The organism is Xanthomonas pisi DSM 18956 (assembly GCF_001010415.1).
GTDB classification, from domain to species: domain Bacteria; phylum Pseudomonadota; class Gammaproteobacteria; order Xanthomonadales; family Xanthomonadaceae; genus Xanthomonas; species Xanthomonas pisi.
On sequence record NZ_JPLE01000028.1, the window covers coordinates 15,869 to 39,169 of the forward strand.

Here is a 23,301-nt window from a genome sequence, read left to right on the forward strand (position 1 = left end):
AGGATTACGTATGACGGGTTCGAAAAAACACCAGGTCGATATCGGGCGCAGGGCGACACTGGGCGGTTTGGCTGCTGGTGGCGTGGTCATGGCAACCGGTGCCGGCGCGGCGCCATCAGCCAGCTGGCAGCAAGGCAGCTGGTTGAACGAGCCCAGATCGCACCGCATCGTGGACGGCGATGTGTTGGAGGTCGTGACCGACAAGGGCACCGACTTCTGGCGCGAGACCCATTACGGGTTCACGCGCGATAGCGGGCACTTTCTCGGCATCGCGGCGCCGGCTGCGTTTAGCTGCCAGCTGCGCGTCCGCGCCAAATTCGAGCAGCTCTACGATCAGGCCGGCCTGATGATCCGCGTTAATGAGCGCCAGTGGGTCAAGGCGGGCATCGAGCTCAGCGACGGTCGCGCGATGCTCAGCAGCGTTCTTACCGATGGCACGTCGGATTGGGCGACAGGTCCGTACGAAGCCGATCCGTCGGACTTCTGGATCCGCGCCACCGTCGACAAGGGCGTCCTGCGTTTGCAGGCGTCCAGGGACGGCGAGTACTGGCCGCTGGTGCGGCTATGCCCATTCCCGGTGGCTGCTCACTATCTGGTGGGCCCGATGACCTGCACGCCGGAACGCGAGGGCTTGAAGGTTCACTTTTCCGACTGGACGCTTGGCCCGGTGCTGGGCAAGGACCTGCACGATCTGTCCTGAGCGCTTGGCGCAGCCAACAAACAAGACAGCGCGCATCGCCAGGCTGAATCGGTCGGTGCGAGGTGCGACCTATGCCACGCGTACACTGCGTTGCCGAGTCCGCAGTCCACGGCGACCTGGTCACTATTAGCTGTATTTCCTGTTCGCTTCTTGCGTCGTCTGTTCACGGCAGGCGGTGTCCTTGCAGTTGGATCCTCGATGAGCTCTCGTGTTTCCCACCGTGCGCAACAGCACGCAACCCGCGCTGCGTTCTTCATTCCCGGATTCGCCGTGTCGATCTGGGCGCCGCTGGTTCCTTTCGCCAAGCACCAATCGGCATTGGACGAGGCGAGGCTTGGATTGGTCCTGCTGTGCCTGGGTGCCGGGTCGCTGATGGCGATGCCCGTCGCCGGGGTGTGGGCGTCACGTGCGGGCTGCAGGCGCGTGATGCTGGCAACCGTGGCCATGATGTGCGTTGCATTGCCGTTCTTGAGCGCGATGCAATCGGCGGCGGCATTGGGTGCGGTGTTGTTTCTGTTCGGTGCCGGCGTTGGCGCGATGGATTGCACGATGAACATGCAGGCAGTCGCGGTCGAGCGCGAGAGCGGCAGGGTGATGATGTCCGGCTTCCACGCCTTCTACAGCATCGGCGGCTTTGCCGGTGCCTTGCTGATGACGGTGCTGCTCAGCCTCGGCATCGCACCGCCGATCGCTTCGACGATCGCCATGCTCAGCATCGTGATCGTCGCTGCGCTGGCTGCGCCGCACTGGAGAGCGGAGCAGGGCACCCAGCAGGGCCCGCTGCTGGCCTGGCCGCGTGGCAGCGTGTTGTTGATCGGTATTCTGGCGTTTGTCGTGTTTCTCGCCGAAGGCACCATCCTGGATTGGAGCGCTGTCTTCCTGACCCAGGTTCGCAGTGTCGATACCGCCAAGGCCGGCGCGGGCTATGTGATCTTTGCACTGACCATGACCGCCATGCGGCTGTTTGGCGACGCACTGGTGGAACGCGTGGGCCGCGTCCGATCCATCATGCTAGGTGGACTGGCTGCATGCGTGGGCTTTGTGATTGCAGTATTGACGCCCTGGTGGCAGCTCTCGCTGCTGGGCTATGCGCTGATCGGAGTGGGATGCGCCAACATTGCGCCGGCATTGTTTTCGATGGCCGGTCAACAGCGTGCCATGCCCGAGGGCATGGCGATCACCGCGATGACGACATTGGGTTACGCCGGAGTATTAGCCGGCCCCGCCTTGATCGGCTTCGCCGCCCACGGTTGGGGGCTGACGACCGCGCTGATGCTCGTTGCCGCCGCCATGCTTGCGGTCGCGATCGCTGCCCGCTGGTTGCGGTCGGAGCACGCTGAGTAGGGAGAGGAAGGGCTGGGTCGGAGCCTTGTTCACTAGCGTGGTGGCGCGGGGTTTCTACAGCGGTCAGTCAGCGGACAAGCAGTGTCTGCGCTGACTGCAGCGCAGCCTTCCGTGCATTTGGTTCCGTCAACGCCGGCTCGCCGATGACGGTCAACGATCTGAGCCGCTGTGCGCCACGCATCTGCGCAACGCGTTGTTTGCGATAGTGTCGTTCGGCACGGTCATGTAGCCATATGAGATAGCGGTTGAAAGCAACAGCATCAGGGGGTGGGCATATCCACGACGGGCAAGCTCACCCCTAATCGGTGCCGAACCTCTGCCAGTGCGGCCGCATCCGCTTCTATGAGAACACGTAGTCCGCGAACGTATGCCGCCAGATCGGGACTGTCGGCATCAGGCCCAACGAAGCTTTGCCTTCTCAGGTCGCACGCGCATAGGGTTGGGTGACTGCCCGAAAGACGAAGCGTGGTACCAGGCTCGTTGGGTCCCTTTGGTGCATTGTTCAACTGGAATACTAGGTCGATCGTCCAAGTGCCGCCGGGATCCACCTGCCTGTCGCGGCCTGCCAAGCGGAATCCAGACTGCTCATAGGATTCGACGTAGGCACGTTCCAGGGCCTGCGGTGACATGCCGTCATGAGGCACTTCGCCAACGGGAGTAACCGCGGCGGATGGGTGGTTCATCAGTAGTCCCATGGTCAGGGTGGCGATCAGCATCAATCGACGGGCTTGCATATTGCGGTCTCCGGTCCTTGAGACATCTTGCCTCGATATGAATTTCAACGGCCGCCGCCCGGCAAGGCGGCCATCGCTCAGTCGCGCCGTACCACCAGACCTGTCTGCGCAACGAGCAGATCGATCCCCGAAATCTGGCCGCCCAGTAGTGCGGCCCATCCAGTGTTCGCCAATCCCGTCGGGTATGTTCCGGCCGCGGCCGTCCAGTAGATTACCGGTTGGCTGGACGTGCCCGGATTGACCACGATGTAGCCACCGCTCTGGACGCTTCCAACAGAGGCCGAAGCACCAAGACTCGACAGGTGCCGTCAACGCGCTAGGGGTTTTCCACGTTGCGGTTGGGCTGTGCAGTCCATTGGACGTTGGAGGGTCATGCCAGGATGAGGAAGTGAGCTTTCCAGACGGCCTGACTCAGTTAAGTCTTTGTCACTGCCGCCTGTTTATCCCCATGGCTGCCCAGGTATAGCGTGAATCTTAGAAGCAGTAGCGTCAGGGTATGGGCATATCCATGGCGGGTAAGCTCACTCCCAATCGTTGCCGGACCTTTGCCAACGCAGCCGTATCGGCCTTTACGAGAGCATGCTCTCCCCGAGCGACTGTCGGCCAGTCGGGACTATCGGCGTCGAATCCTCTGAAGCTTTGCCTGACCAGGGCGCATCCGCATCCGGGCGGCCGATCGCTCAAGATTCTCAGCGTGGTGCCGGGCGCGTCTGGTCCCTTCGGTGCACTCTTTAACTGGAAAACGAGATCGATCGTCAAGGAACCAAAGGAATTCGACTCCTCATGGCGGCTAGCCAACCGAAATCCGGATTGCTCATAGGATTCGATGTAGGCGCGTTCCAGAGCCTGCAGCGACATGCCGGTATGAGGCACATCGCTGGGTATTTGACCTTGTGCGGGGGATGGGTGGTTCATTAATAGCCCCAAGGTCAGGGTGGCGATCAATAGCAATCGACGGGCTTGCATGTAGTGTTCTCCGTTCTCTGGAACATCTTGCATCCGATATAAGTTTCAACTGCCGCCGCTCTTCGGGGCGGCCATCGCTCAGTCGCGCCGTACCACCAGACCTGTCTGCGCAACGAGCAGATCGATCCCCGACACCGTGCAGCCCAGCAGCGCGGCCCATCCAGTGTTCCCCAGCCCCGTTGGATACGCTCCCACCGTCGCGGTCCAGTCGATCACGGGCTGACTGGACGCTCCCAGGTTGACGACGATGTCGTCGTAACCCGATGGGAAGTGAACCTGCTCCCCGTTAGTTGAACCTGGACCGGTTAGTTTACCCCGTCAGTCAGGCCTAAATCTGTGTGCCGCGAGATGCGCCGTGGATGAGAAACGCCCGGGTCAGGTGGACGCCGGGATCATTCGGCGAGCGGCGATGCAGTGCTCTTGTGTGAGTCTGGGGGTGTGAGCTCGATAACGGGCAGGCTTACCCCCAACCGTTGCCTGACCTTTGCCAGCGCAGCGGTATCGGCTTTGATGAGAAGACGTTCTCCCCGTGCGGATGCTGCCAGATCGGAACTGCCGGTGTCAGCCCACCTGAAGTCTAGCCTGCTCACGGAGCATGCGCATCTGGCTGGCTGGGGGCTAGAGATGCGCAGTATGGTGCCAGGCGCGTCGGGTCCCTTCGGCGCACTCTTCAACTGAAACGTGAGTTCGATCAACCAGTTGCCTGGGGGCGGCGACACATCCCGCCTGGCCAGCCGGAATCCGGACTGCTCATAAGATTCGATGTAGGCTCGCTCCAGCGCCCGCATCGACATGCCAACATGAGACCAATCTGGGTTGATGGGCCGACCTTCCGGGATACCGGCATCAGGCACTGCGGTAACGGAGGGGCGACTTTGCGCCTCGGATGGGGCGTTCATCACTAGCCCTGCGGTCAGGGTGGCGATCAAAACCAATTGACGGGCTTGCATGCAGAGTTCCCGGATTCTTGTAAATAACGACGAGCAGCTTCACCTTGCAACGCGCACCTCTGGCCATATCGCAAGACCCCACGCCGGGGGTGATGCTGATATCGGCATCACCGTTACGCAAGTTTAGGCGGTAGCTTCGGATCTGCTTAGGAAGCGGGTGTGGCGGTGGTAGCTGCACCACGTTAGTAATGGAATTTGGTCGCCGTGTGCGGCACTTGCCCCGGCAAGCAGCGTGATTTCGCTTGTGGCATGCTTGTTCCGACGATGGTCGTGCTGGGGAGCAGAAGTCATGCGTTACCGCGTTGACGTTCCGCTGCCGTACGTCATTCGACTCCATGCCGCGCCGGTGGCGCCACTCACTCCGAAATCAATTTCATGAAAACTCTTTCGCACCTACCGGTCGCCATATTCGTTCTTTTATTTCCGCTCTGTTCCTTTGCCTGCCAGCCCATTGGCAAAGGCCCGTTCAACGAATTCACCGAAGAGGAAGAGGTCCAGCATTCCGACCTTGTCATCACCGGGAGAGTGATTGAAGCGAGAGAAGCGATGGACCTAAATCCGCAGGGCATGCAAAGGCCCTATACCTATCGCCTCAAGATTAGCGTGGAGCAATGGGTCAAAGGTGGTGGCAATAAAATCGTGGAAGTCATAGACAGTTTCGGAACGGACTGCGACGGTTTGAACGGAGTAACCCATATCGTCGATTCCCCCATTCTTCTCGGTTCCAAGGTGGAGGATATATATCAAAAGGTGGCACGGACAACTCTACGTTGGTAAGGCGCGCCCAGGCTAACCGGCGCGGTAAGTCGTGCCTTCCCGCGTTGCCGTCTTCGAAGACGATCCAGGGGAAGAGCCTTCCGTCTCCCAGCTTCTCGGCAGAGGTCTGGGTCACGCTGCGCAAAGGTGGGAAGCGTGGCCTGCGGCCTATTGGGGTCCACACAAACGTACCCGCGATGAAACAGCTGGGTTCCGAGGCAATGGTGTCATCGACCTTGGTGAGCACCTCGGCGAGCATCTTGCGGTAAAGGGGATCGCCGGAGAGCTTGTCGGAGAATTCCGCACGGATGTTCTCGCGGGAGGCCAGCACGAATTCTTCAAGGAACTCGCCGCGCAGCGTGCTGTCGACCAGGCTGTTCGCACCAGACGCGCGCAGCATCTGGCGTAACTGGTAGGCCTGTTCGAACTGGGCGGCAACAGGCAGCGAGGTATCGATCATCTCCGGCAAGCGCGCGATCTGCTGGGAGAACCAGGTCGAGGCATCGCTCAGAACAAGCGAACCTGCCTTCGGCGCAGTGAAGGCGACCTTGCCTGCCACGATGACCTTCGACCCGGGGCGAATATACGGAAGCGTGTTGTCGATGATCGTGCCGGTGCCGGAATTGCTGTTCGGTGAGTTCATGTCGATGGTGTCGGCTGCAGACCCGTTGGGGTCGTTCCGGCCAATCTTGCCCTGGACAGGGTCGCGTCCGCGACCCACCAACTCGCCAATACCGACAAACAACGCGCCTCCCGCTCCGCCGATGGGGGCGCCCACGGCAGCAGTGATACGCCCAGGGTTCCGCAGACACTCAAGGACCCTCGTTGCCATGCCGTCCTGGTCATCAACAGTTTCAGCGCGGCCGCAGGCGATCCAGCGCCCGCTACCACATGAACTTCATCTCACAGCCAATGTAGTTGCTGTCGTGACCGCCGGCGGCGCGCACAGTGTCACCGGCCTGGTAATGGACCGCTTCGATGGCGGTCTGCAGCTGTGGGTTGAGCTTCCAGTCACCGCGCAGCTGGAGATAGCGGCCCGTCCAGTGATTGCCGGTGCCTGCAGTGCCGGCCAGCGGGATATCCGGCTGCACATACACCGCATCGGCCGTGCTCTGCCGCCATAGCAGCCCCAGCGCGGCGGTGACGCTCAGGCGCGTGCTGGGACGCAGGGTGAGCATCGGTTTGACCAGCAGCAGGTTGCTATAGCCGGTGTAGCCTGCCAGGTTGATGTACGCGCCGTTCGGGAACAGCGGGTTGAAGGTTTCAAGCTGTCCATCGTTCGGATGCCGGTCGCCGGAGGCGGTATCGACTTGCAGCCCCAGACGTGGGGTCAGCGCAGTGTCCTGCAAGGTGTAGCCGGCCTTGAGGCCGAGCGCCCAGGCACGCGCGCGGCTGTTGCCGACCTTTCCACGTTGCCCCATCGCCTCGAGATCCCAGTCCAGGGCAGTATGCACCCCTGCGAAGCGGGCATCGAGGATGTCGCGTCGCTCGTTGCCGGCGGCGTCGAGAAAGCTGGCGTCGTCCTGCCGATAGCGCGCGTAATACAGCGACAGTTCGTCGCTGCCCAGGACGTGGCGTTCGACGCGCACGGTATCCAGGCGCAGATGCCGGTTGGAGAGATCGTCGAAATTGCGCACATCGGCGTACTGCACCGGCTGGCTGACAAACGCAATCCAGCGCCATGGGCCGGTCTCGTAGTCGACCCACACCGCATCGAAGGACTGGCGCACATTCGGGCCGTCACGCAGCGAGACGAACCGCTGCAGATCGAAGGCAAACTCCTGCCGGCCCATGCGCAGCTTGATCTGGCCAGCGCCCAGCGGCGCGGTGTAGGCGAGGAAGGCCATGCGCAGGTCGACGCGATTGGCATCGGCCGGGCCGATGCGGCGTTTGTCCACTGCGCGGACGTCTTCCAGTTGGGTGAAGAGCTGCACGTGCTCGCCGACCCGCACGTCCAGATGCGCCTGCAGCCGGTGCAACAGATAGCTGTCGCTGTCGCGCCCGATCCCCAGCGCAGGCGTGTGGTTGCTTTCGAAGCGTTCGCGCAGGTTGATGCCAAACGATGCATGGCCCGCCTCGCCAAGCGGCACATATTTCAGGCGATCGAATGGATGCGTACGCAGCGCCGGATCGACAAGTGGCGACCAGTCTTCCTGCCAGCGGTTCGACTTGATGGCAGGGCGCAGCGGTGTCGCGGCGGTGGCATCGATGGAAGACTGTGCCCATGCATCGATGCACGGGCACAGCAGCAACACCAGGGGCAGTGTGAGGCGTAACGACATATGCAATCAGGAGTGGATATCGGCGTGCAGCTCGGCGACATATCCACCAGGAAATTCCACCATCGCCGACTGTCGGCCCGACGCGGCCACGGTAGGCACCAACACCTTGGCGCCGGAAGCGGTGGCGCGGGCGAGCGTTGCTGCAAGGTCGTCGACGGCATATCCGGTGAGCTCGTGGCCGTATGGATAGGGCAGGTGGCCGTCGGTCACCAGCACCTGCAGCGCACCGAAGCCGGAGCTGATGACGATGCTCCGGTACGTCGCTCCAGGTCGGCCGATCAGCGTTGCGTCCGCATGGTGGTCGTCGTGCAGCAGCTTGCCATGCGAAAACCTCAGCCAGGCTTTGACAAACGCATCGGCGCGATCGGCCGAGACGTAGACGCGGTTCTCCGGAATCGTCGCCAGCGGTGCGTAATGCGGGGCGGTGTCGTGCCAGTACAGCTGCATGGTGACGCCGCCCGGCCAGGCGATCACCGCATCCATGCCGATCGGATCCTTGAACGGTGCAACCAGCACCTCCGCTCCGGCAGCGCGTGCGGCGGTGATTGCCTGCTGCATGTCGGTCACCAGGTAGCCGGTGCGCTCGCTGCCGAAGGGATGGGGCACTGGCGTGCGGAATCCGAACAACGACACGGTGCCTGCCGGCGTCTGTACCAGCTGCGAGCTGGTGCTGCTGGGCGTTGGCGTGACCGTGGCGATCACCTGGCGCGTGCTTTGCCCGCCGAAGGTTGCCGCGAAGCTGTGCGCGAACGCATCCACATCGGCAGGTGCCACATAGACGTGCGTGGTGTCGTATTGCGGACCGACCGACACCGGTGCTGCGGCGTCGGCAACGACCGGGAGGATCGCGCTCAACACCAGCGCAGCGGACAGGCTCAGGGAGAGTAACGGACGCATGTAAGTTCCTTCGGGAAAGGGGGAAGCGACGGCATTGCCAGCCATGGGCAATCGATGCCATTGCGGCAAGGGGTGTCTGTACGCGAAGCGTTCTTGCACGCCGTTTGAGCCAGGACGCCGCCTGCTACACGCCGCGTGTGGTGTCGGGTCTGGTCGATCGAGCCAGCGATCCGTTCAGTAGCTCGCGGCGCATCACCACTCGCAACAATCGGCTGATCGACGCGCCGTCTATGTGGGCTCCGAACAGCGAAGCAATCGGCCGTGCGCAGGCAGCATGCACCGTCAGGCCGCATGGACAAGCGCGCTTACGTAGCGCCGCCGTCGGTTCGCGCGGGTGGCGGCGATGGCGCTTGCGGTGCATCCGTCGATGCGCGTTTGCCCGCGGGCAGACGCCCAAACATATGCGGCTTGACCTGATGGCCGATCCATGAGGCTTCGGCCTGGCTGCGCGTTGTCAGCTGACGCACAAGGGGCGGCAATTGCTCGCCGACCAGGATGCCAAGCAAACCGACCAATGCAATGACCGGTGGCGCAGGCGAGCGCACGTTGAGCAGGCTGTAGATCATGCCGACCAGCAGGCCGGCGCCGAGCGAGAGCAAATAGGGCTTCATCGTGCGACTCTCCTGTTTGAAGCGCGCTCCGCGCACGCCTGCAGCAGATGACGTGTGCGAATCGCCGCCAGCCAACGTGCCTGGTCGCGAGGCGAGGGGAATAAACCGGGCGCGAGCGTCCGGCTCCGGCCCGACAAATCAGACATCGTCATGGACGCGACCTCTCTGGATGGGAATCGCTGGGTCATGGCGTTGCGTGGCGCCAGCGGTGTCGTCCATGCTGGACATATCGCGTCCAATCAAGAACACCGCGTTGGGGCAGGGTCCGATGACTCGATCGGGGGATGCGTGTGCACACGTCGCACGGCGCGTCGCCAACATGCGTCGTGGACCGCAGGCCGGATCGGGCGACACCCGCCAGCCTCGCAGATCGGCACCGGCGCCTGGCAGGAAATGACGCAACAGCGGCATTGTTGCCGCAGGGGGGCGGGCGAAGAATGCCCGCACTCCACCCAGCGACGGCAGCACCATGGCACCCGGCATCTTCCCTGGAGTGGTTCGGCACACCGCATTGGCTGCATGCGTATTACTCGCCGGGTGCGCTGGGCCGCCATCGAGGGCGACGCCACTTGCAGCCGGGACATCGAGAACGTCAACCACCGAGGATACGTCGAGCCCCGCCTATCGGGCGCGTCCCAACTGCTCGCGCGCAGTGATTGCGGTGGTGGGAGAGAACGCAGGCGTGGAAGTCAGTGATTTCCTGGTGCGGTTCGCGATCCTGTCCCGCGCCGCCGCCATGGATGTATCGGCGGTAACGCTCGAGGCGGGGCCGCTTTCCACATTCACCGATCTTGGCAGGCCCGGGTTCCGGATCGCGACCGAAACCACGGTGGCGCAATTCGATGCGATGCATCCACTGGGCGCCGACTACATCATCGTGCCGGCGCAGGCATCCACACCGCGCCTGCTTGCGTGGCTGAAGCGGCAGTCCCGGCAGGGAGCCACGATCGTCACCATCTGCAACGGCGCCCTGGTCGCCGCGCAGATGGGGATGCTCGACGGACGGCACGCCACCGCGCATTGGTCGACCGGCGCCGCGCGGACACGGCAGTATCCGGCAATACGCTGGACGCCGAATCGACGCTATGTTGCCGATGGAAACTGGATATCGACCGCGGGCGTCAGCGCCGCCATCCCGCATCCATCGCACTGGTGGAGGCCATCAGCGGGCCTGAGACGGCGCGGGACGTCGCCCGGGGCGTCGGTGCCGTGGCGTGGTCGGCGCAGCATGACAGCGATGCCTTTTCGCCGCGGTTGGGCACGACGGCGATGCCACTGTCAAAAGTGCCGTACACCAACCGATGGTTGCACGGCCGCGACCAGGTCGACGTACTGGGCAGGGCGGGAATCGATGAGGGCACCCTTGCATTGACGATCGATGCGTACTCGACGACGGGCCGCAGCCAGGCCTTTGTGGTGTCTGCCACTGGCGAGCCGTTTGTGACGCGTCACGGACTGCGTATCCTGCCCGATCGTGCGCGCAAGGCGGGCGGTGGCGCTGCGCTGGTGATCGCCGCCGATCTGACGCCGGTGGCGGCGCTGGAGACTGCGCTCGATGGCATCATGCAGCGATACGGTCGTGCGACGTCCAGGGGCGTCGCGCTGGCGTTCGAATATCCCGATTTCCCGCGTTGACTGCACAAGGCGCCCATGTCCGACTCTTCCCCATCGTGTCACGTCATGCTGCTCGCCCACGAGCAGATGAACGTGCTCGACCTCACCGGGCCGCTCCAGGCGCTGCACACCGCCAATCAGTGCGACAGTTGCGTCAGCCAGTCCGGCACCTGTCCCGCATCTCCATGAATGCGAATGACTTCGGGCAGGGCATGAACGATGTGCGGCCCTGATCCGCGGTCGTGACTGCTTCTCACATGGGTGATCCAACGTCTCCTCCATGTGAGGAGAAGGGATATCCGGCTCACTCGAGGTTGACGAGCCTTCGCCTAGGTTGGCCTATGCATCAACCCGCCTTCGCCCGCAATGACCTGCCGGGCACCTCTCCGACATCGTCAGATTCGGCGCTCGCGCAAAGCGTGCGCGAGCATGTGCGTTTGACGCCGCAGCTTCCCCATCCCGGCGCAGGACGCACGCGCGCACGCTGGCAGGCATTGAGCAGGCTCGGTGCCGAGAGCTTGCCGCTTGCCAAGGTGCTGGAAGCGCATTACGACGCGTTGTCCATCTTTTCCGAGGCCGGCCAGCCGTTGCCTTCGAATGGAGCTGTCTGGGCAGTGTGGGCAGCGGGTGGGCCGCACGACACCGCCGCGTATGAAGCGGACTCATGTACTGTCTCCGGTATCAAACCCTGGTGTAGCGCAGTGCCGGGCGTCGTGACACATGCATTGGTGACGGTGAGGAGCGCCGACCGGAATCCGCTCGCCGCAGTGACGTTGACGCAGGGCCACTTCGAGCTCGACGCAAGTCAGTGGCACGGTCCGGGCATGGTCGGTATTCCCACCGGTGACGGCCATTTCGCAGGTGCGCCGGCAAGGCTGCTGGGTGAGCCGGACTTCTATCTGCAACGGCCGGGGTTTTGGCACGGCGGTGCAGGCATTGCCGCCTGCTGGTATGGCGCCGCCACGGCCATTGCCGAGCAGGTCCGCCGTTCGCCAAGGGCGATGCACAACCCTTTTTCTGCAGCACACCTGGGTGCCATCGACGAACAACTGACGGGCGCGCGGCTGATGCTGCAGGACCTGGCAGCTGCGATCGACAACGCGCCGACCGACAGCCATCAGTTCGCTGTGATCCGCTTGCGTAGCCTGATGGACCGGGTCTGCCGGGACGTGATCGAACGCGCTGCATTGGCATTGGGACCCGTCTCGCTGTGTTGCGATGCCGAGCATGCGCAACGCTGCGCAGACCTGGCCGCCTTCATCCGCCAATCCCACGGCGAGAAGGACGAGCAGTGGATGGGGGAGCAGCTGCACGCGCGCGAGGTCAGTCCATGGCTGTTGTAAGAGGCGAGCACATCGAAGGCCAAGGCGTCAGCGAAGCGCGCTGGCGCGCATCGCGCCAGTTGATTGAGCTCCCCACCACCAGTCTGGAACAGCTGCTGGGCGCCACGACGCGTGTCGTGGTGGTTTCTCCGCATCCGGATGACGAGGTGCTGGGATGCGGCGGGCTGCTTGCGATGGCGCTCGAAGCAGGAAGGCAGGTACTGATCGTTTCCGTGACCGACGGTGAAGCAGCCTATCCGCAGGACGACGCATGGCCGCCGGCGCGGCTGGCGGTGGCGCGTCGTGACGAGTTGCGTGATGCGCTGGCATGCCTGGGCATCGATCCGTCCAACATCGTCAGGCTGAACGCGGGAGATGGCCAGGTGCGAGCGCGCATCACCGCACTTGGGGCACAGATCGCCGATCTGCTGCAGCCCGGCGACGCGGTGTTTGTCACGTATGCACGCGACGGCCACCCCGATCACGAAGCATGCGCAGATGCCGCGAGCAACGCAGTTGCACGATGCGGAGCGCGGTTAATCCAGTTCCCGGTGTGGGCGTGGCATTGGGACAGCCCTGACCATAGTCAGATGCTGGCATCGGCTACACGTCTCCAGCTTTCGCCCGCTGCTCATGCCGCCAAGATGCAGGCAATGTCAGCGTTCAAGACACAGACCGGTCATGTCACGCCTGCGCTGTCCAACCCCATCCTTCCCGATTGGGCGCTGGCCCGGTTTCGGCGCGACTTCGAGGTCTATCTCCCATGAATGCCCAGGCCAACGCAGACTATTTCGACGGTATCTACCAAAGCCACGATCCTTTCGGCTACGGGACGCGTTGGTACGAAAAACGCAAACGCGACATCCTGCTGGCAACGCTGCCTCGGATGGGATTTGCACGTGGATGGGAACTGGGATGTTCCAATGGCGAGGCCACACGCGGGCTCGCCGCCCGCTGCGAGCGCTTGCTGGCAACCGACATGTCGCAAGCTGCCGTGGAGCAAGCCAGGCAACGCGTGGGTGAGCGAAGCAACGTCGAGATCGTGCAGGCCTGCCATCCGCAGCAATGGCCGGTGGGACGTTTCGACCTGGTCGTGCTGAGCGAGGTCGGCTACTACTTCGCCGCCGCCGAACTCGACGACTTGGTCGCGCGTCTCCAGCTGGCGCTCACGCCGGACGGATTGTTGGTGGCCTGCCACTGGAAGCATCCGTTCGAACAGGCACAACAAGATGGCATCGCGGTCCACGCCTGTCTCGCCGGCCTGCTCAGCTTGCCGCTGAGTTATCGCTACGAAGACAGCGATTTCCTGCTGGAAGCATGGACAGCGCAGCCGCTTTCGGTGGCACAGCAGGAAGGCCTGCGGTGATCGCCGTGATCATTCCTGCGCATAACGAGGCCGAGTACCTGGCCGCCTGCCTTGCATCGGTTTTCCGCGCCAGATCGCATCCCGACCTGCACGAGCCAGTGGAAGTGATCGTCGCGGTGGACCGCTGCACGGATGCCACCGCCGAACTGGCGTTGGCGTTGGGCGCGCGCGTGGTCGACGTACCCACACCTGGTGGTGTCGGCATCGCAAGGGCTGCGGCCGCAGCCAAGGCCATCGAGCTGGGCGCCGACTGGCTGGCCGTCACCGATGCCGATTCGCGCGTGCCGGCCGATTGGCTGGTGGAACAACGCAGGGCAGGGGCCGGTGTGTTCTGCGGCGTGGTGGAAGTGGATGACTGGCTGGATTATTCCGACGAGGTACGCCGCAGGTTCGAACAGACCCAGGCAACCGGCGAAGGCCATGGGCGCGTTCACGGCGCCAACCTGGGCGTGAGTACTGCGCTGTATCAACAATGCGGTGGCTTCTCTGCGTTGACCTGCAGCGAAGACGTTGCGCTGGTCCACGCGCTGCAGGCGATCAAGGCCCCGATCGCGTGGTCGCCACGCTCGGTGGTGTGGACCAGTGCGCGCAGGCATGCACGGGCCCTTGGTGGCTTCTCGGATTTCTTGAAGCAGTTGGAAGTCTTGCCATGTGTGCCTGCATAACCGTTGTGTGGTCAGGGGGAGACATCGTTGAGAAGTGATGTCAGTACCACGCCCGCGCTTGTGTAACCCGGCCGGCGAATGCCTTGCATCAGAATTTGCTTCCATTGCTTTGGCAACTGCACGGTTGCTGTCTAGCTACACCAGCGACGTGGCATGTCTCTGCGGTTGAACATCGCCGCCTTTTAGGGACGGCAGTCAACCAGCCAACATCTGTCAGCGACTGACCGGCTTTCGACACCATCTGCACGAGGCGTGGACGAAGCGTGCGCCACCATGCCGAGCTGACGGATCAAGGTGCGACATGGCCAAACCAACGCTGTTCTTCCTACATGCCCTCGGAGGCAGCCGGCATGCGTGGAGCCGTGTCGTCGCGCAGTTGGGCGATCGCTTCGACTGTGTTGCCTTGGACATTCCGGGATTCGGCGATGCGGATCCGCCGGACCACTTCGACACCGAGGCGCTGGTCGACTGGTTTAGCGCTGAAGTCATCGATCGGCAACCATCCTGTTGGTTCGCGATCGGGCACAGCATGGGCGGAAAGATCGCGACGTTGACGGCCGCGCGGGCGCGCGATGGGGTGGCAGGCCTGGCCGGTCTGGCAGGCGTCGTGCTCGTTGCTGCGTCGCCCCCGGCACCCGAACCCATGGAAGAATCACGACGGCGCACGATGCTTGCCTGGTTCCAGACAGGGCAGCCTACGCGTGAGGAGGCAGGGCAGTTCGTGGATGCCAACTGCGCCGCTGTGCTGCCGGACGACTGCAGGAATGCTGCGATCGATGACGTCCTGCGCACCGCGCCCAGTGCATGGAGTGCATGGCTCACGCGCGGCAGTCGCGAAGACTGCACCGCGCAGGCCGGGTGCATCGGCGTGCCGGCAGTGATTGTCGCCGGCGGTCAGGATGGCGATCTGGGCGAGGCCGCGCAGCGGCGCTTGAATGCGCCGCATTATGCGCACGCGCAACTCGCCATCGTGGTCGATGCCGCGCATCTGATTTCCTATGAGCAGCCGCAGGAGTTGGCGCAGTTGATCGCGGCGCATGTGGACTGCTGCATTGCGCACTGCCTGCCTGAGGACTTCATCGCCCTGCTGAACTCAGAGCGCGTTGCGCCGCGCATGCGGGCGACGCTACTCGCACGGCACGCAGGCCCGCCCGCTGCGGGCAAGCGCGTGTTGAGCCCGCGCCAGTTGGACGTGCTCGCAGCGGTAGCCGCACGCGTGCTGGATGGCGCGGGAAATGCGCGGCAGATTGCGCGACGTATCGACATCGCGCTCGCCGAAGGCGGCGGAGATGGCTGGCGGTACGCTGACCTGCCGGAAGATCGCCTGGCACTCCCGCTAGGGCTGGATGCGCTCGATGCGCTGGCCGGCGGCTTTGCCGAACAGTCTGCCGATGGCCAGGACCGTTGGCTGCGGGACATCGCACACTCAGTGGTGGGCAACACCTCAACGTATGGCCTGGATGCCACGCAGCTGGCGCATTGGTTCGAGGATGTGCGCGCCGACGTGGTACGCACCTGGACCAGCCTTCCCGCCACCATGGCCGCGCTGGGCTACGACGGTTTTGCCGTGGGCAACGATACCGGCAACGGTCCCCTGGGCTATGCAGAAACCGCAGCGGATCGGCAGGAGCGCTGGCAGCTGCGTGTGACTGGGGTGGTGCGATGAGCGTCGCTGGCAGCCAAGACGTTGTCGATGCAGTGGTGGTCGGCAGCGGAGCGGGGGGCGGCCCGCTGGCGGCACGGCTTGCGCAAGCGGGCGTGTCGGTCGTGGTGCTGGAAGCGGGCGCGGCATTTACACCGGAATCCCACATCCCCGATGAGCTGACCACCGGCATCTACTGGATGGACGAGCGTCTGAGCGGTGGGCAGACGCCGACTGCGTTCGGGCCGAACAATTCGGGTTCCGGGCTAGGCGGTTCCACCCTGCATTGGGGCGCCTTCTGCCCACGGCCGGACAAGCGCGATCTCGGCCTTCTGACCCAGACCGGCCATGGCGCCGATTGGCCCATCGCGCACGAAGAGTTGCTGTCCTACATCCGTCGTGTGGAGACCTTCATCGGCGTCTCCGGCCCCACGCATTATCCATGGGACCCCGAGCGCAGCTATGCGTATCCGCCCCCCCAACGCAATGCGTCGGCCGCTGCCATGGAGCGTGGTTGCCACGCCCTCGGCATTCGAACAACCGATGCACCCGCCGCGTTGGTCACCAGACCGCATCAGCAGCCGCATTGGGGCCAACGCGCAGCGTGCAGCAACTGTGGCGCATGTCACCAGGGTTGCAGCAACGCCGCCAAGGTGAGCGTGGATACCACATGGCTTCCTCTGGCCAGGGCGCATGGTGCGCAGCTGCGTACCGACAGCCGGGTGATCGATCTTGAACGCGATGGCCGCGGTGCGCTTACCGCGGTGATCTACCGCAAGCATGGGCAGGAGTATCGCCAGCGTTGCAGCACTGTGTTCCTGTGCGGGGGCGGGGTGGAGACGCCGCGCTTGTTGCTCAATCTGGGGCTGGCCAACTCCAGCGGGCAGGTGGGCCGCAATTTCATGGCGCATGTGGCGACCCAGGTGTGGGGGGAGTTCGACGCAGACATGCGCATGAATCGAGGCTACCCGTCCTCGCTCATCACCGAGGACATGCTGCGTCCAGCCGATGCTGACTTCGTCGGCGGCTATCTAGTGCAAAGCCTGGGCGTGCAGCCGATCACGCTGGCCAACACGCTGGCGCGCGGTGCCGGCCTGTGGGGCAGGGAACTGGTCGACACCATGCTGCGCTACAACCGCCTGGCCGGTATCGGCATCAATGGCGAATGCCTGCCGCACGATGCCAATCGCCTGGTCTTGTCGGACGAACGGGACGCCTTCGGGCAGCGCAAGGCGCGCATCGATTTCAGTTACGGGCCGAACGAGCAGGCTATCGATGCCCATGCGCGCGCACGGCTTCAGGCGATCTGGCAAGCCGCTGGCGCCCGCAACATCTTCGCGGCTGCACGTTCGGCGCACACGCTCGGTACCTGCCGAATGGGTACCGATCCCGCGCAGGCCGTGGTCGATCCCGATGGCCGCGCCTTCGATGTGCCCAACCTCTACATCTGCGACAACTCGGTGTTTCCCAGTGCACTGGCGGCCAATCCGGCGCTGACCCAAATGGCACTCGCGCTGCGCACCGCAGAACGTTTCCTCGCGCGCTAGCGTACCTGCGCGCCAGCTTATTCAACGACCAGGAGCTCGACATGGACCTTGGAATCAGACAGCGGATCGCCCTCATCAGCGGCGGCGACTCTGGCATGGGCAAAGAGACTGCACGCCAGCTGCTCGAAGCAGGCGTACGCGTGGCGATCACCGATCTTCCCAACGGCACGCTCGATCAGGCCTTGGCCGAGCTGTCCGGCCTGGGAGAGATCATCGCCATCGAAGGTGACGTGACGCGGGAACAGGATGTCGCCGCCATCTGGACCCAGGTGCGCGCGCAACTGGGCGAACCGGATATCTATATCAACGCCGCGGGTGTCACCGGCGCGACCGGCGACTTCCTGGAGGTCAGCGACGCCGGCTGGCTGGAAACACTGGACATCAATCTGATGGGCGCGGTGCGCATGTGCCGCCAGGCCATTCCCGCCATGCGTCGCAGGCAGTGGGGGCGGATCGTGTTGTTCGCGTCCGAGGATGCGGTGCAGCCGTACGTGGACGAATTGGCCTACTGCGCGTCCAAGGCTGGAATCCTGAGCCTGGCCAAGGGACTCTCCAAGGCCTATGGCGCCGACAATGTGTTGGTCAACACGGTGTCGCCTGCCTTCATCGCAACGCCGATGACCGACAAGATGATGCAAAAACGCGCACAGGAGAACGGAACCAGTGTAGAGGAGGCCATCTCGTCGTTCCTGGACGAAGAACGCCCCGGCATGGTGCTCAAGCGGCGCGGCCGGCCAGAGGAAGTGGCCTCGGTGGTCGCGTTTCTGTGCTCGGAGCGCGCCAGCTTCATCAACGGTGCCGGCGTGCGCGTGGACTCGGGCTCGGTATTTACCATCGCGGGCTGAGCCTGGTGGCGCCAGATCCCGGCGAAAATAGAGGCGATTTTGCGACGTGTGCGGTGCGGTCCAGCGTTATCTGTAGACAACGCACTCTGAAAAAACGAACGACGTACCCCGACGCTGAGTAGTCCGCCAGTTTTGGGTCCAGTTGCCTGTCACAAGGAAACGGGACGTGAAGTCGCGTTTTTCTGAAGAGCAGAGCATCGGCTGCTGCACGAGACTCATGCGGGCGTGGCAACCAAGCACCTATGCCGGGCCCCGGCTTCAGCAGGGTCTCGCGCCATCTGTGGCGCAGCGAGTGCGGAGCTGATTCCCAACACTGCTGCATGCGCGCACCGAGATCGAGCGCTGGCGACGCGACCGACCCACGAAGGCAATCGGCGGCATGACCCCGGCCCGCTTATGCTGCATGTCTTGCCAGCACCGAGATCATTCGGGTCGGACTCCAAACTCGACCGCTTCCAGGTCCGGGGGGACGTCGGCAGATCAAGGAATATGCGGCTCTGGTTACATGGCGCGCTGATCGTAGTGCAGTCAAGCGCGCAGCAACCACCTGGCCAAGCGTCGGCCAGCAAAGGCTCTTGTCGGGTTGGCATCCGTGCCTAGCGCCGAGCGGCGCGCCTGGCGTGGCGGCAAGCAGATCAGCACGCATGGACTTCTTGCAAGCGTGGACTGCAACGACGAGCGCCAGACGCCGCGCCGGACCAGGGCGTCGCGTTCTACCACCAGCACGTCGGCGCACGCCCGCTTGAGTAGGCCGGCGATTTCACGGCGCGGGTTGCCGGCCGCCACATGGATGCGCACCCGCAGATCGTCATCTTGCAGCTGCAGGGCCAGATCGCCGAGCCAACTGGCCGCTGCGCTTTCCGTCAGCGGCTTGTCGTTGAACAGGCTGTCCACGAGCAACCCTTCGCTCAGCTCCGGCATGACATGCAGCAGGTGCAGATCGGCGCCACGGCGGCGTGCCAGTGCGGCAGCGTCACGCAACGATTCCAGGCTGGTTTCACGTCCGGTGATCCAGCAGGCCACATGGCCGCCCACCGCGCCGTCGCGCGGGATTGCATCGGCATAGGGCAAGGTCAGCATCGGGGTGGCGACGCGCTGAAGCACACGCGCGCGCAGCGAAACATGCAAGGGGCGGGGGAGCCCAATGCGCTCGGACGGGGGCATGATCAGCAAGGCGTCGTCTCGGCTGCGGCAGAAAGAAACGATGCCGGCGGCCGCAGGGCCGCTGGCAAGTGCACGTTCGCAGCCCGGATAGTTCGATGCCTCGGCGAAGAAGGCTTCCAGCGACTGCTGGGCCTGCACGCGCTTGCCCTTGGCATGGACGTGCAGGATGGTCAGGCGTGCGCGCAGGCGATCCACCAGTTGCGCCACCGTGGGGATGGCGGCGTGGCAGGTCTCGGAAAAATTGGTGGCGAAAATGAGGTGCGTGGGGGTGGTCTGCATGGCTGTCTCCACTATCAGTAAATGAAACCGTCGATGGCGCGGACTTCGCGCAGTGCGACGCGCTGGCCCAGCATTTCGCGCAGCGTCAGTTCGATGCCGCGCGAGAGGGCGGTCATCGGTGTGTCGTGCACGGTGTTCTCGAACGGGTCTTCGATGGCGCTGCTGGCGCTGTCGATGGCGATCAACGTGAAGCTGATCAACACCGAGGCGATTGGCATGGCCAAGCCCATGCCGGCGATGAGGCCCAGGGGAACGAGCCAGCAATACATGTTCACCAGCGTCCGGGGTAGCGACGAGAACTGCCGCGGAAGCGGAGTGTTCTTGATGCGTTCGCACGCGCCCTGGATGTTGGCCAGCGTGGTGAGGTTGGCATCCAGTGCCGACCATCGCAGACTGTCCAGCATTCCCCAGTCGCGCGCCTGTTGCAGTTGCTGGCCCAGGCGCAGGGTCAGCGCGTTGGGGATGTTGGCGTAGCCGCGCAGTTCGTCGGCACGTACCTGGCCGAGCAGCCCGGCCAGCTCGGGGAAAGGGTTCTGGCGTCGCAGATGGCAGCGCAACGCATGCACAAACGCCACCTGATGCACCACGATGTCGTCGCGCAGTCTGCTTTGACGCGGATCTGCTGGAGCTACATCCAATGCGGTCAGTGCCTGGCGCGCAATGGCGCGCGAGGTATTGACCAACGAGCCCCAGAGTTGTCTGGCTTCCCACCAGCGGCCGTACGCCGCGTTGGCGCGGAAGGCCAGAAAGATGGTGAGCGCCGAGCCGAGTTGTGCAAGAGGTAGCGCTTCGATCGACAGCCAATGCCAATCGAAGAAGGTGTAGAGGGCGGCCACGGCGCAATCGAAAGCCAGCAGCACCAGCAGTCGTTTGTAGGTCTTGGGCCAGATGCGTCGCAACGGAAACGTATCGCGCGTAATCATGGAGAGGCAACATTGACGTGGGGTAGGTGCATTACACCCAGCCTCTACGGTCGTGTCTGCCATCCTTGCGCCAGCGTCGGACAGTGCCGAGGCCGTCCGAACGATGTGGTCGGGCTATCTTTCGATAGGGTGAAATGTGCAGGCCGGGCCGCAATGCTGTGACCCAGCCAGGACGAGAACGGAGTGAAATCGCGGCGTGATTGCGCGGGTACGCAATGGATAGACTGAGACTGCCATTCAAGTGGCGCGGGCAGGTGGTCAAGCTCAATCGTGGCCCGACACTTTGGGCGTCCCTGGCAATGCTGGGGTCGCTGGTGTGGGCAGAATGGTACTCGCATCTTGGCGTGTCGCTCGGGCTGCTCTACATCCTGCCGGTCGTGTTGGCAGCCACCGTGCTGTCGCGACGGGACATCGTCATCGCCGCCATCGCCTGCGCGGTATTGCGCGGCCTGTTCGTCACCAACGAGACGGCGGTCGAACAGGCGCTGCGCTTCTTCATGGCGACCATCGCCTATGCGGGCTGTGGTCTGCTGGTCGCCGAGATCAGTCGCACCCGCCGGGTGATCCTGGCGCACTATGTGCAGTTGCGTGCCGAGCAGCGGCTGCGTCGACGCCTGGAACGGCAGCTGCGCATGCTGGCTGAAAGCAGCCCTGCGGCGCTGCTGACCGTGGCCGGCGACGGCCGCATCGTGGCAGCCAACCGGGCCGCCCACGAGATCCTGGACATGGGCGAAGACAATGGCCTGGAAGGTCGTGCGGTGCGCGAGTTTCTGCCGCTGCTGGACGATGCGCTCAGCATGAGCGCCAACCTGGACGGCATGCGCACCTCCGCCAGCACCTGGGGCTGCCGCAGCGATGGCTCCAGATTCCCCGCGACCACATGGTTCTCCGTCTACGACGACAGCGAAGAGCGCCACCTCGCCGCAATCCTGGTGGACACCAGCGAAGAAGTGCGTGCGCGGGAGTCGGCGCACTTCGACGATGTACTGAAGAACAATCGCCTACTGGCCGGTGCGGTCTCGCATGAAATCCGAAACCTCTGTTCGGCGGCCGGCGTGGTTACCTCCAACCTCGCCCGGCACCCGGATATCGGTGCAGACCCAGACCTGGCCGCATTGCGCAGCCTGGTGGCTGCATTGATGGAACTGGCCTCCTTCAACCTGCGGCGACAGCTGCCGGACGAAGTGCATGAAACCCGGTTGCAGACGCTCTATAGCGAGTTGGACGTCATCATCCGCTCGGATTGGGAGGACATCGAAGGCCAGCTGGTCATGCAGATTCCCGCCGACTTTCCCTCTGTGCAGGGCGACCGCCACGCGCTGCTGCAGGTCCTGCTCAATCTGGCGCGCAATTCGCTACGTGCGGTGCAAGGGCTGCCGCCGCAGCGCCGTCAGTTGATCGTGAGCGCGCGCCTCGAACAGGGGGGAGCCGTGATGAGCGTGCGCGATACCGGACCGGGAATTGCCGAGCCTGGTCGGCTATTCCAACCGTTCCGCAGCGACAGTGACGGCTCCGGGTTGGGGCTCTACATCTCACGGGCGCTGATGTCCAACCAGGGCGGCCTGCTACGCTATGCGCCCGGCGGAGACGGCGCCTGTTTCGAGTTGCATCTGCCACTCGCGCACGCATCGCATCGGGAGGCGCTGGATGGATGATTCACCACGGCAGCCGGTTCGGCTTTACCTGCTGGACGACCACACCTTGTTCCGTGAAGGGCTGCTGCGGCTGCTCGGCGCCGACGCGCGTTTCGACGTAGTGGGGCAATCGGGCACCTTGGCGCAGGCCATCGTGCAGATCGCCTCACTGGAGCCGGATGTGGTCATCCTCGACTACGACATGGGTGAGTACAACGCCCTGGATTACATGCGGCGCCAGGCCGAGCAGGCGCGCCGTCCTGCCACGCTGGTGGTGACTGCAGGCTTGCCCGAGCGGGACGCGCTGGCGTTGATCCGGTTGGGCGTCTCAGGTATCTGCCGCAAGGACGTGTCCACCGATGAGCTGATCGACAGCATCCACGCTGTGGCGATGGGGCGAGTGCTGATCGACCAGCGCTATCTCCAGTCGTTGGTGGCGCAGAGCACCCAGGAAAGCCGGCCCAGCTTCACGGACCGTGAGCGGGAGGTGCTGCGCGGCCTTCTGCGCGGGCAGTCCAACAAGCTGATCGCACGCCAGTTGGGTAGCTCGGAAAGCGCCATCAAGGCGAGCTTCCAGCAACTGTTCAACAAGCTCGACGTGCGTTCGCGCAGTCAGCTGGTGATGGTGATTCTGCAGGACTATCGCGACCTGGTCTGACACGGCCCCGGCTCGGTGGCGTCGGCAAGGCGAACCGATCGAGGTTCACACGATCGACAGTTGCGTGTCTGGGACGAGCGCATCGAGTGCTGCTTCCCGAAGGCTGAAACCGGTCTTGAACATCTGTCACTCGATCACGCTGACCGCGCCCGCGCTCGACACAGGGCACGTCGCCATCCAATGTCTGGCGTAGTCATACGCTGCGCTTCGATCAGTGAAGCCAACCCCGGAGATTGGCTGGCGTCGACGTGTGATGCCGCCGGGTCTGGGAATCGGGTGCTCTGGAAGGAGTTTCCCGCCAGCAGGGGAGAAGTGGGCGGTGAGCAGGTATTCGCCCACGTGCCGAAGTGCGGTAACGCCCAATAGTGTCGCTGCTCGGTGTGCTCACCACGTCAGTTCGTC

Annotated in this window: 21 protein-coding genes and 1 pseudogene; 15 read left to right on the top strand and 7 right to left on the bottom strand. The window is 63.8% G+C overall.

Features of this window, described 5'->3' with window-relative positions:
* Positions 1–88 precede the first annotated feature (88 nt).
* The gene (locus tag Y887_RS07455; protein WP_211256988.1) at positions 89–700 is read left to right on the top strand and encodes a DUF1349 domain-containing protein; all 612 of its coding nucleotides are present in this window, start codon (positions 89–91) and stop codon (positions 698–700) included.
* Between the two features lie 198 nt (positions 701–898).
* Positions 899–2,044, top strand: a complete 1,146-nt coding sequence (locus tag Y887_RS07460) for an MFS transporter (protein ID WP_046963737.1) — start codon at positions 899–901, stop codon at positions 2,042–2,044.
* A gap of 1,223 nt (positions 2,045–3,267) precedes the next feature.
* On the opposite strand, the gene Y887_RS20180 is transcribed toward Y887_RS07460, so the two are convergent.
* The 5 genes from Y887_RS20180 to Y887_RS07480 all read right to left on the bottom strand — a co-directional run bounded on the left by Y887_RS20180 (position 3,268) and on the right by Y887_RS07480 (position 9,240).
* Positions 3,268–3,744, bottom strand: a complete 477-nt coding sequence (locus Y887_RS20180) for a hypothetical protein (RefSeq protein WP_146093424.1) — start codon at positions 3,742–3,744, stop codon at positions 3,268–3,270.
* Between the two features lie 1,596 nt (positions 3,745–5,340).
* Positions 5,341–6,195, bottom strand: a complete 855-nt coding sequence (locus Y887_RS07465) for a hypothetical protein (protein ID WP_046963738.1) — start codon at positions 6,193–6,195, stop codon at positions 5,341–5,343.
* A 139-nt stretch (positions 6,196–6,334) separates the two neighbouring features.
* Positions 6,335–7,732: an alginate export family protein gene (locus Y887_RS07470; protein WP_046963739.1), complete on the bottom strand. Its 1,398-nt coding sequence runs from the start codon at positions 7,730–7,732 to the stop codon at positions 6,335–6,337.
* Positions 7,733–7,738: 6 nt separating this feature from the next.
* The gene (locus Y887_RS07475) at positions 7,739–8,629 is read right to left on the bottom strand and encodes a hypothetical protein (protein ID WP_046963740.1); all 891 of its coding nucleotides are present in this window, start codon (positions 8,627–8,629) and stop codon (positions 7,739–7,741) included.
* A gap of 305 nt (positions 8,630–8,934) precedes the next feature.
* Positions 8,935–9,240: a XapX domain-containing protein gene (locus tag Y887_RS07480; protein WP_046963741.1), complete on the bottom strand. Its 306-nt coding sequence runs from the start codon at positions 9,238–9,240 to the stop codon at positions 8,935–8,937.
* Between the two features lie 736 nt (positions 9,241–9,976).
* On the opposite strand from Y887_RS07480, the gene Y887_RS21300 reads away from it, so the two are divergent.
* The 11 genes and pseudogenes from Y887_RS21300 to Y887_RS20190 form a co-directional block, all read left to right on the top strand.
* Positions 9,977–10,612, top strand: a complete 636-nt coding sequence (locus Y887_RS21300) for a DJ-1/PfpI family protein (RefSeq protein WP_245879453.1) — start codon at positions 9,977–9,979, stop codon at positions 10,610–10,612.
* Positions 10,609–10,875: a hypothetical protein gene (locus tag Y887_RS21305; RefSeq protein WP_248827417.1), complete on the top strand. Its 267-nt coding sequence runs from the start codon at positions 10,609–10,611 to the stop codon at positions 10,873–10,875. Before Y887_RS21300 ends, Y887_RS21305 begins: the two co-directional genes overlap by 4 nt.
* Positions 10,876–10,890: 15 nt before the next feature.
* Positions 10,891–11,043: a hypothetical protein gene (locus tag Y887_RS20655; RefSeq protein ID WP_162199156.1), complete on the top strand. Its 153-nt coding sequence runs from the start codon at positions 10,891–10,893 to the stop codon at positions 11,041–11,043.
* A gap of 635 nt (positions 11,044–11,678) precedes the next feature.
* Positions 11,679–12,197, top strand: coding sequence for an acyl-CoA dehydrogenase family protein (locus Y887_RS07490; protein ID WP_046963782.1), 519 nt, complete (start codon positions 11,679–11,681; stop codon positions 12,195–12,197).
* On the top strand, positions 12,185–12,943 hold the full coding sequence (locus tag Y887_RS07495) for a PIG-L deacetylase family protein (RefSeq protein WP_046963742.1): 759 nt from the start codon (positions 12,185–12,187) through the stop codon (positions 12,941–12,943). Before Y887_RS07490 ends, Y887_RS07495 begins: the two co-directional genes overlap by 13 nt.
* Positions 12,940–13,542: a class I SAM-dependent DNA methyltransferase gene (locus Y887_RS07500; protein ID WP_046963743.1), complete on the top strand. Its 603-nt coding sequence runs from the start codon at positions 12,940–12,942 to the stop codon at positions 13,540–13,542. The genes Y887_RS07495 and Y887_RS07500 overlap by 4 nt, the downstream gene beginning before the upstream one ends.
* Positions 13,539–14,207 (top strand): glycosyltransferase family 2 protein, encoded by a 669-nt coding sequence (locus Y887_RS07505; RefSeq protein ID WP_046963744.1) that lies wholly within the window; start codon positions 13,539–13,541, stop codon positions 14,205–14,207. The genes Y887_RS07500 and Y887_RS07505 overlap by 4 nt, the downstream gene beginning before the upstream one ends.
* A gap of 301 nt (positions 14,208–14,508) precedes the next feature.
* Entirely contained in the window at positions 14,509–15,873 is a 1,365-nt protein-coding gene (locus Y887_RS07510) for an alpha/beta hydrolase (RefSeq protein ID WP_046963745.1), read from the top strand.
* Positions 15,870–17,396, top strand: a complete 1,527-nt coding sequence (locus Y887_RS07515) for a GMC family oxidoreductase (RefSeq protein ID WP_046963746.1) — start codon at positions 15,870–15,872, stop codon at positions 17,394–17,396. The genes Y887_RS07510 and Y887_RS07515 overlap by 4 nt, the downstream gene beginning before the upstream one ends.
* Positions 17,397–17,437: 41 nt before the next feature.
* The gene (locus Y887_RS07520; RefSeq protein WP_046963747.1) at positions 17,438–18,241 is read left to right on the top strand and encodes an SDR family NAD(P)-dependent oxidoreductase; all 804 of its coding nucleotides are present in this window, start codon (positions 17,438–17,440) and stop codon (positions 18,239–18,241) included.
* 304 nt (positions 18,242–18,545) lie between these two features.
* Positions 18,546–18,681: pseudogene (locus tag Y887_RS20190) on the top strand (integrase core domain-containing protein); the annotation flags it as partial.
* 88 nt (positions 18,682–18,769) lie between these two features.
* Here Y887_RS20190 and Y887_RS07525 read toward each other — a convergent pair.
* Positions 18,770–19,543 (bottom strand): universal stress protein, encoded by a 774-nt coding sequence (locus tag Y887_RS07525; protein WP_248827418.1) that lies wholly within the window; start codon positions 19,541–19,543, stop codon positions 18,770–18,772.
* A gap of 155 nt (positions 19,544–19,698) precedes the next feature.
* Positions 19,699–20,607: a bestrophin family protein gene (locus Y887_RS07530; protein WP_046963749.1), complete on the bottom strand. Its 909-nt coding sequence runs from the start codon at positions 20,605–20,607 to the stop codon at positions 19,699–19,701.
* Between the two features lie 215 nt (positions 20,608–20,822).
* Here Y887_RS07530 and Y887_RS07535 point away from each other — a divergent pair, with 215 nt between their 5' ends.
* Both Y887_RS07535 and Y887_RS07540 read left to right on the top strand, forming a co-directional pair.
* Positions 20,823–22,262 (top strand): ATP-binding protein, encoded by a 1,440-nt coding sequence (locus Y887_RS07535; RefSeq protein ID WP_046963750.1) that lies wholly within the window; start codon positions 20,823–20,825, stop codon positions 22,260–22,262.
* Entirely contained in the window at positions 22,255–22,899 is a 645-nt protein-coding gene (locus Y887_RS07540; RefSeq protein WP_046963751.1) for a LuxR C-terminal-related transcriptional regulator, read from the top strand. Before Y887_RS07535 ends, Y887_RS07540 begins: the two co-directional genes overlap by 8 nt.
* The last annotated feature ends 402 nt before the right edge of the window (positions 22,900–23,301 follow it).

What these genes read in the sequence shown, in the direction of transcription:
- Y887_RS07455 (WP_211256988.1), top strand. Translation starts at nt 89, where the DNA reads ATGGCAACCGGTGCCGGCGCGGCGCCATCAGCCAGCTGGCAGCAAGGC.
- Y887_RS07460 (WP_046963737.1), top strand. Translation starts at nt 899, where the DNA reads ATGAGCTCTCGTGTTTCCCACCGTGCGCAACAGCACGCAACCCGCGCT.
- Y887_RS20180 (WP_146093424.1), bottom strand. Translation starts at nt 3,744, where the DNA reads ATGCAAGCCCGTCGATTGCTATTGATCGCCACCCTGACCTTGGGGCTA.
- Y887_RS07470 (WP_046963739.1), bottom strand. Translation starts at nt 7,732, where the DNA reads ATGTCGTTACGCCTCACACTGCCCCTGGTGTTGCTGCTGTGCCCGTGC.
- Y887_RS07475 (WP_046963740.1), bottom strand. Translation starts at nt 8,629, where the DNA reads ATGCGTCCGTTACTCTCCCTGAGCCTGTCCGCTGCGCTGGTGTTGAGC.
- Y887_RS07480 (WP_046963741.1), bottom strand. Translation starts at nt 9,240, where the DNA reads ATGAAGCCCTATTTGCTCTCGCTCGGCGCCGGCCTGCTGGTCGGCATG.
- Y887_RS21300 (WP_245879453.1), top strand. Translation starts at nt 9,977, where the DNA reads ATGGATGTATCGGCGGTAACGCTCGAGGCGGGGCCGCTTTCCACATTC.
- Y887_RS20655 (WP_162199156.1), top strand. Translation starts at nt 10,891, where the DNA reads ATGTCCGACTCTTCCCCATCGTGTCACGTCATGCTGCTCGCCCACGAG.
- Y887_RS07490 (WP_046963782.1), top strand. Translation starts at nt 11,679, where the DNA reads ATGGTCGGTATTCCCACCGGTGACGGCCATTTCGCAGGTGCGCCGGCA.
- Y887_RS07495 (WP_046963742.1), top strand. Translation starts at nt 12,185, where the DNA reads ATGGCTGTTGTAAGAGGCGAGCACATCGAAGGCCAAGGCGTCAGCGAA.
- Y887_RS07500 (WP_046963743.1), top strand. Translation starts at nt 12,940, where the DNA reads ATGAATGCCCAGGCCAACGCAGACTATTTCGACGGTATCTACCAAAGC.
- Y887_RS07510 (WP_046963745.1), top strand. Translation starts at nt 14,509, where the DNA reads ATGGCCAAACCAACGCTGTTCTTCCTACATGCCCTCGGAGGCAGCCGG.
- Y887_RS07515 (WP_046963746.1), top strand. Translation starts at nt 15,870, where the DNA reads ATGAGCGTCGCTGGCAGCCAAGACGTTGTCGATGCAGTGGTGGTCGGC.
- Y887_RS07520 (WP_046963747.1), top strand. Translation starts at nt 17,438, where the DNA reads ATGGACCTTGGAATCAGACAGCGGATCGCCCTCATCAGCGGCGGCGAC.
- Y887_RS07530 (WP_046963749.1), bottom strand. Translation starts at nt 20,607, where the DNA reads ATGATTACGCGCGATACGTTTCCGTTGCGACGCATCTGGCCCAAGACC.
- Y887_RS07535 (WP_046963750.1), top strand. Translation starts at nt 20,823, where the DNA reads ATGGATAGACTGAGACTGCCATTCAAGTGGCGCGGGCAGGTGGTCAAG.
- Y887_RS07540 (WP_046963751.1), top strand. Translation starts at nt 22,255, where the DNA reads ATGGATGATTCACCACGGCAGCCGGTTCGGCTTTACCTGCTGGACGAC.